The sequence below is a fragment of the Trebonia sp. genome, from assembly GCF_030042015.1.
Classification (GTDB): Bacteria; Actinomycetota; Actinomycetes; order Streptosporangiales; family Streptosporangiaceae; genus Trebonia.
The window spans coordinates 1-7,344 of record NZ_JASIAL010000421.1 but is presented as its reverse complement, the minus strand read 5'-3'; the positions used below and the strand labels follow the sequence as shown (position 1 = coordinate 7,344).

7 protein-coding genes are annotated in these 7,344 nt (G+C 72.5%); all 7 read right to left on the bottom strand.

Going from position 1 to position 7,344, the window contains the following annotated elements; genetic code table 11:
• Nucleotides 1-2,209, bottom strand: a 2,209-nt coding sequence (locus tag Q1N79_RS22655) for a phenylalanine--tRNA ligase subunit beta (RefSeq protein WP_300612168.1), incomplete at its 3' end; no start/stop codon positions are given.
• A 29-nt stretch (nucleotides 2,210-2,238) separates the two neighbouring features.
• Nucleotides 2,239-3,348, bottom strand: coding sequence for a phenylalanine--tRNA ligase subunit alpha (gene pheS / locus Q1N79_RS22650; RefSeq protein WP_300612166.1), 1,110 nt, complete (start codon nucleotides 3,346-3,348; stop codon nucleotides 2,239-2,241).
• Between the two features lie 150 nt (nucleotides 3,349-3,498).
• Nucleotides 3,499-4,578 (bottom strand): ATP-binding protein, encoded by a 1,080-nt coding sequence (locus tag Q1N79_RS22645; RefSeq protein ID WP_300612170.1) that lies wholly within the window; start codon nucleotides 4,576-4,578, stop codon nucleotides 3,499-3,501.
• Nucleotides 4,579-4,839: 261 nt separating this feature from the next.
• Nucleotides 4,840-5,643, bottom strand: a complete 804-nt coding sequence (locus Q1N79_RS22640) for an RNA methyltransferase (RefSeq protein ID WP_300612164.1) — start codon at nucleotides 5,641-5,643, stop codon at nucleotides 4,840-4,842.
• Between the two features lie 20 nt (nucleotides 5,644-5,663).
• Nucleotides 5,664-6,041: a 50S ribosomal protein L20 gene (gene rplT, locus Q1N79_RS22635; protein WP_300612163.1), complete on the bottom strand. Its 378-nt coding sequence runs from the start codon at nucleotides 6,039-6,041 to the stop codon at nucleotides 5,664-5,666.
• A 34-nt stretch (nucleotides 6,042-6,075) separates the two neighbouring features.
• On the bottom strand, nucleotides 6,076-6,270 hold the full coding sequence (gene rpmI / locus Q1N79_RS22630; RefSeq protein ID WP_300612161.1) for a 50S ribosomal protein L35: 195 nt from the start codon (nucleotides 6,268-6,270) through the stop codon (nucleotides 6,076-6,078).
• 111 nt (nucleotides 6,271-6,381) lie between these two features.
• On the bottom strand, nucleotides 6,382-7,017 hold the full coding sequence (infC, locus tag Q1N79_RS22625) for a translation initiation factor IF-3 (RefSeq protein ID WP_300612159.1): 636 nt from the start codon (nucleotides 7,015-7,017) through the stop codon (nucleotides 6,382-6,384).
• Nucleotides 7,018-7,344 lie beyond the last annotated feature (327 nt).

Genomic DNA, 7,344 nt, shown 5'->3' with positions numbered 1-7,344 from the left:
AGCTGGCGGCGCGGCCCGGCCCCCACCAGCCGGGCAGCTCGCGGTGGCCCGCGAGCACCGCGGCGATCCGCAGCGGCTGGTCAGGCAGGGCCGCCTCGAGCGTGGCAAGCTCGGCCACGGTCGGCCCGCGGTCGGTGGCCAGGATCGGCGCCACCCCCGGCGAGCCGGGCCGCGGCCAGAACACCAGGCCCGTCTCGAACAGGGCCGTGTCCGGGAAGCCGCGGCCGATGTTGCGCAGCAGGGTGCGGAACAGCCCGGGCAGCAGGGTCGTGCGCAGGTTCGGCTGGTCCTCGCTGAGCGGGTTGGCGACCCGCACCGCGGGCCGCCGCTGGTCCTCGGGCGGCAGCATCAGGTCGTCCGCCTCCGTGACCGGCGCGAACGGGTCCGTGTGCACCTCGACGAACCCGGCGTCGGCCAGCGTGCGGCCGATCGCGGCGATCAGCCGCTGCCTGGCGGTCAGCCCGCGCCCGGCCAGCGCCCTGGGCAGCCTGGCCGGCACGTTTCCGTAGCCCTCCAGGCGGATGACCTCCTCGGCCAGGTCCGCCGGATCGGTGAGGTCGCTGCGCCACGACGGCGGCGTGACCTCGAGCACGGGGTGCAGGCGATCGTGCCTGCCGTGCTGGTCGGCTTCCTCGGGAGCGCCGGCCTTCGCCGAGGCGGCCCCGTCCGCCCGCCAGGGGGCGACCGTCGGCGGCGCCGCGTGGTGCACGGAACGCACCTCGCAGCCCACCTCGGCAAGCCGCGCCACGACGGTCTCCATGCCGTACACGACGCCGGCCACCCGGTCCGGGTAGTCGGCGGCCATGGCGATCGTGATCGGCGTGACTTCGGTCTGCGCGTGCGTGCAGCCGGGCACGAGCCGCGCGCCGCCGAGCGAGGCAAGCAGCGCGACCGCGCGGGCGGTGGCGCGCAGCGGCAGCTCGCGGTCCACCCCCCGCTCGAACCGGTACGACGCCTCGCTGTGCAGCTTGTGCCTGCGGCTCATCGTCGCGGTGCCGATAGCGGAAAAGTGCGCGCCCTCGATGACGATGTCGGCGGAGTTCTCGTCGATCTCGGTGGCGAGGCCGCCCATCGTGCCGGCCATCGAGATCGGGCCTGAGTCGTCGGTGATGAGGATGTCCCGCGGGTACAGCCTGCGCGTGACGTGGTCCAGCGTCTGCAGGGTCTCCCCTGCCCGCGCGCGCCTGACCACGATCGGCCCGCTGAGCTTGGCGCGGTCGAACGCGTGCAGCGGCTGGCCGAGCTCAAGCATCAGGTAGTTGGTCACGTCGACGGCCAGCGACACGGTGCGCACCCCGCAGCGCGCCAGCCGCACCCGCATCCACAGCGGCGTCGGCGCCTGGGGGTTGAAGCCGCGCACCTCGCGCAGCACGAACCGGTCGCAGGCGGTGGGGTCGGCGATGCTGGCCGGCCAGACGTCGGCGCCGAGCGCGGCCAGGTCGGCGCCGAACACGTCGCGAACGGCGGGGACGTCCGCGCCGCCCTCGGGGTAGCCCGCCTCGGCGGCGTCCTGGCCGACGGCGTCCTGGCCGGAGACGTCCTCGCCGGCGGCGTCCTGGCCGGCGACGTCCTGGCCGGAGACGTCCTCGCCGGGCAGGAACGTCTGCGCCGGGTCGGTGAACGGCACCCCGTACGCGCTGGCCAGTTCGCGGGCCACGCCGCGGATGCTGACCGCGTAGCCGCGGTCAGGCGTCACGGTGATCTCAAGCACGTCGTCGCGCAGGTTCGCGTACTGCACGAAGTCCATGCCGAGCGGCGCGTCCGGCGGGAGCACCAGGATCCCGGTGTGGTCGTCGCCGATCGCCAGCTCCTTGACCGAGCAGATCATGCCCTCGGACATGCGGCCGTAGGCCTTCTTCGCGCCGATCTCGAACCCGCCGGGCAGCATGGCGCCTGGCTGGGCGAACGCGACCCGGTCACCGGCCGCGAAGTTGGTCGCGCCGCAGATCACCCCGGTCGCGTCGGCAGGCGGGCCGGCGAGCTCGGCCTCGGACACCGCCACCCGGCAGTACCTGATCGGCTTCTTGAACCCGGTCAGCTCCTCGATGGCCAGCACCTGGCCGACCAGCACGCCGTGGATGTCGTGCCCGGCCGGCTCGACCGCCTCGACCTCGAGGCCGGCCGCGGTCAGCCGCCTGCCGGCCTCGGCCGCGTCGACCGGCTCGGGTATCGGCGCGTAGGCACGCAGCCAGGAAATCGGTACCCGCATCGCCTGCTCTCCTCGATCTCCTCGATCGCCTAGATCTCCGTGCCGAAGGCCCGGCTGAACCGCACGTCACCCTCCACGGTGTCCCTGATGTCGGACACGCCGTAGGCGAGCATCAGCGCCCGCTCGATGCCCAGCCCGAACGCGAACCCGCTGTACCGGTCCGGGTCGATGCCGCAGGCCACGAGCACGCGGGGGTTGACCATGCCGCAGCCGGCGATCTCCACCCAGCCCGTGGAGCGGCAGATACGGCAGGGGTCCGCCCCCGGCTTGACCGACGCGCCCCGGCACACGTGGCACTCCATGGCCACTTCCGCCGACGGCTCGGTGAACGGGAAGTAGTCCGGCCGCAGCCGCGTCTTCAGCCCCGACCCGAACAGCGCGTCCACGAACGCCTGGATCGCCCCGCGCATGTCCGCCATCGTCAGCCCCTCGTCCACGGCCAGCCCCTCGATCTGGTAGAAGGCCGACAGGTGGGTGGCGTCCATGGCCTCGTTGCGGTACACCCGGCCCGGGCTGACCACGTACAGCGGCAGCGGCCGGGTCAGCAGCGACCGGATCTGCACAGGCGAGGTCTGGGTGCGCAGCACGATGCCGCTGCCGGGGGGCGCGATGAACAGGGTGTCCTGCATCTCCCGCGCCGGGTGGTCGGGCGGGATGTTGAGCGCGTCGAAGTTGTACCACTCGGCCTCGACCTCGGGCCCGTCGGCGACCTCGTAGCCCATCGCGACGAACACGTCGGCGAGCTTGCCCGCGATGAGCGTGACCGGGTGCCGCGCGCCCGGCGGGGTCCGGTCGAACGGCAGCGTGACGTCGACTTTCCCTGTGACGAGGACGCTGTCGTCGCGTTCCTTCTCAAGCTGGGCCTGGCGAGCCGACAGCGCGTCCCGCACCCGCGCCGTGGCGGCGCCGACGCGGCGGCCCGCCTCGGCCCGTGCCGCCGGCGGCAGCGCGCCGATCTCCGCGCGGGCCAGGGACAGCGGCGCCTTGTCCCCGCCGTGCGCGAGCCGCGCCTCCTTGAGCTCGTCCAGCGTTTTCGCGCTGTCGATGGCGGCGAGCGCGGCCGACAGCGCGCGCTGGACTTGCCCGGCTGACAACGCGGTCACCTCGACCGGGTCGTAGTTCTTGTTCGGTGCGGACATCTTTCGCTTCCTAAAGGCCGTACACAGCTGGCGGCCCGCGCCGGCGGCGGCAGCGGACATTTATCCCGAACGAAGGGTGGCGACTGCGTCAAGCACGCAGACCCTACCGGGCTGGTGGCCCGCGTCGCGCGGCACGCCGACGGCTTACGCCTACGCGACGGGCCCGCCCGCGGGCAGGATAAATCGGAACTCCGCGCCGCCGCCGGGGGCGCGGCCCACGGTGATGTCGCCGCCAAGCGCTTCGACGAGGCCCTTCACGATGTACAGGCCAAGGCCGGTGCCGCCACGGCGCTTGCCGCGCCAGAACTGGCGGAACACGCGCAGCGCCATCTCCGGGGGGATCCCCTCCCCCTGGTCGCGCACGGATACGGCGACCGCTTCCGCCTGGTCGCCGCCGATGCGCGCGCGCTCTACCACGACTGTCACGATACCAGCCCCGTGCCTGACCGCGTTCTCCACGAGGTTGGACAGGATCTGGTCGATCTTGTCGGCGTCGAGCCAGGTGCCGGGCAGGTCCGCCGCCGCCTCAAGGCGGAACTTGTCCTCCGGCTCGCCGGCCGCCACCCGCCCCGCGATGAGCTTCCTCGCCCGGTCCGGGATGTCGACGAGCTCCCTGTGCACCTCCATCCGGCCCGACTCGATCCGGGACACGTCGAGCAGCTCGGTGATCAGCCGGGTGACCCGGTCCGCGTCCGCGTTGACCGTCTCGAGCATGACGACCTTCTGGTCGTCGGTGAACCGGTGCCACTTGGCCAGCAGCGTGGCGGTGAACCCCTTGACGGAGGTCAGCGGGGAGCGGAGCTCGTGCGCGACCGTGGACACAAGCTCGGCGCGGCTGCGCTCGAGCCGGGCGCGCTGCTGGGCACCGCGCAGCGAGATCACGAGGCGCTGGACCGGGCCGTGGCGGCCGTCGCGGACGTAGCCGACGGAAACGAGCAGCTCGGTGCCGTCGGAAAGGAACAGGCTCCGCTCCGGGTGCCTGGTGCGGGTGGCGAGGCCGTGGTAGGGATCGACGAACACCCACCAGTCCCTGCCGTCGTCGTCGCGGAACGGCAGCACGGCGGAGACGAACTTGCCGATCGCCTCTTCGGGCGGGGTGTTCGTGAGCCGGGCGGCGGCCCGGTTGAAGACGATCACGCGCCCCACGTCGTCGGCGACGACGAGCCCGTCGGGAAGCTCATCGGCCATCAGCGGCGGCGGCGTGCGCGGAGGCGGCGGCACGGCGGGCATGCCGCCGGCCCGCTCAGGCGGGCCGACGGTACCCCGGCTCGCGGTGTTGTCCTCCACGACTGCGACGCCTCCGTCCGGCAGGGCCGCACGCTGCGGCCACGGCCTGGCTCGTTCCACGATTCGGGTGACGGAATGTGATCAGACTCTAGCGCGGTTACGCACTTCACCGACAGCCCCGGGCGCGGGATTTCTCTATGTTTTAGCGCGAATACGCTGCGCGACGACCGGTCACCGCGCATGAGGACCCGCAACGCGACGTAATCATCGGGCCTGGTCGCGGACCCGCAGCGCGGCCGCGGACGCGTACATGCACACCGCGGCCGCGGCCGCCAGGTTCAGGCTCTCCGCCCGGCCGTAGATCGGCACGGCCACGGACTCGTCCGCCAGCGCGAGCAGGTCGGCCGACAGTCCCCACGCCTCGTTGCCGAACAGCCACGCGGTCGGGCTGGCGAGCGCTTGGCGCGCTCGCGGGTCGGCCAGGGTGACGCCGGCCCGGCCGTCGGCCGCGACGATCCGCAGGCCCGCCGCGCGCAGCGCCGCCACCGCCTCGGGCAGCCGGACGCCCGCCACGATCGGCAGGTGGAACAGGCTGCCCGCGCTGGCCCGCACGCACTTGCCGTTGTACGGGTCGACCGAGGCGTCGGCGAAGACGACCGCGTCGGCCCCCGCCGCGTCGGCGGTGCGCAGCACGGTGCCCGCGTTCCCCGGGTCCCGCACGTTGGCGAGCAGCGCCACGAGCCTCGGCGCGGCCGCGACGACCTGGCCGAGCGGGACGTCGATGAAGTCGCAGACCGCCAGCACCCCCTGCGGGGTGACGGTCTGCGCGAGCTCGCTCATCAGCTCGCCGCTGACCACCTGCACGTCGGCGCCCGCTTCGGCGGCCGCCGCGACAAGCGCGGCGTGCCGCGCCTGCGCGGGCGCGGTGACGAACAGGCCGGTGACGCGCGCCCCGGTGGCGAGCGCCGCGGAGACAGCCTGCGGGCCCTCGGCGAGGAAGACCCGGTCACGCTGCCGCAGCGCCCGCTTGGTCAGCCGGCGGGCCGCCCGCAGGCGCGCCGGACTCACGCCGCGGTAGTCCACCGCGGTCAGGCGGCCGCGTCAGCGCTCTCAGGTACCGCCTGGCGCGCGACCTCGACAAGCGCGGCGAAGGCCGCCTCGTCGGTGACCGCCAGTTCGGCGAGGACACGGCGGTCTACCTCGACGCCGGCCGCCTTGAGCCCCTGCACGAACCGGTTGTAGGTCATCCCGTTCGCCCGCGCGGCGGCGTTGATGCGCTGGATCCACAGCCGGCGGAAGTTGCCCTTGCGGTCCTTGCGGTCGCGGTAGGCGTAGGTCATCGAGTGGAGGACCTGCTCCTTGGCCTTGCGGTACAGCCGTGAGCGCTGGCCCCGGTAGCCCTTCGCCCGCTCGAGGACAACCCTGCGCTTCTTCTTCGCGTTAATCGACCGCTTTACGCGTGCCATCGTTCAATCTCCTCGGTGTTGTCGCGTCAGGCGGTTACCTGCCAAGCATCTTCTTGACTGCCCTGGCGTTAGCGGGCGAGACCTCCACCGGCCCGTAGAGCCGGCGCGTGACGCGGGAGGACTTGTGCTCGAAAAGGTGGCTGCGGTTCGCGCGCAGCCGCATGATCTTGCCGCCGCCGGTGACCTTGAACCGCTTGGCGGCCCCGCTGTGGGTCTTCATCTTCGGCATGGTCGCCGCTCCAATCTGTGGTAGCCCCGGCGGGCGCACCCTGCCGGGCGATGCGGCTCGGCAGGGAGCCGCATCGCTCATTCCTCCCGCGATGCGGGTAACACTGTCCGACTACACGTCGGTCGGCGCCGTGGCCGCCTCGCTGCGCGGGCTGGGGACCCCCTGACCCGCCTGCGCGACCGCCTGCTGTGCGTTGCGATCGGCCTTGCTCTCGGTCTTCTTCCGGTGCGGGCCGATCACCATGATCATGTTCCGCCCGTCCTGCTTCGGCTGCGACTCCACGAACCCGAGCTCGGTGACGTCGTCGGCCAACTTCTGCAGCAGGCGGAATCCGAGTTCCGGCCGGGACTGCTCGCGTCCCCGGAACATGATCGTCACCTTGACCTTGTCCCCCGCCTTGAGGAACCGCTCGACGTGGCCCCGCTTGGTGCCGTAGTCATGCGGGTCGATCTTGGGGCGGAGCTTGATCTCCTTGACGATCGTCTGCGTCTGGTTCTTGCGCGACTCCCTGGCCTTGACCGCGGACTCGTACTTGAACTTGCCGTAGTCCATGAGCTTACAGACCGGGGGCCGCGCGGTCGGGGCGACCTCGACCAGATCAAGGTCGGCCTCCTGCGCGAGCCGGAGCGCCTCGTTGATGGAGACGATCCCGATCTGCTCGCCCTTCGGGCCGACAAGCCGGACCTCCGGAGCGCGGATGCGCTCGTTGACACGCGTTTCGGCGCTGATGTGACCTCCATAGCCCATCTGTTGCCGCCGGCCCTTCCGGCGGCGCTTGCCGCGACCTCGCCAGACGGAAAAGCCCCGCAAGGCGCGTGCGCCGCGGGGCTACCACAACAACGGCGGCGTGCGCCGGCCCTCGCCGGCGACCGCGCCGTGCCGCGAACCTGTCGCCGCTGGTCACGCGCTATGCGCGCCAGGCAGCCGCGAGGCTGCGGCCGGACCCGCCAGCCAGCAGGCCGGCTAGGTGGGAGGTGGTCCTCCGCTTGCACGTCCGGTGCCTGCGCACCAGACTGGTCAGCGACCAAGAGTAACAGCACTTCGCGGCAAAGTGGTATTCCCGCCGCCGCCATC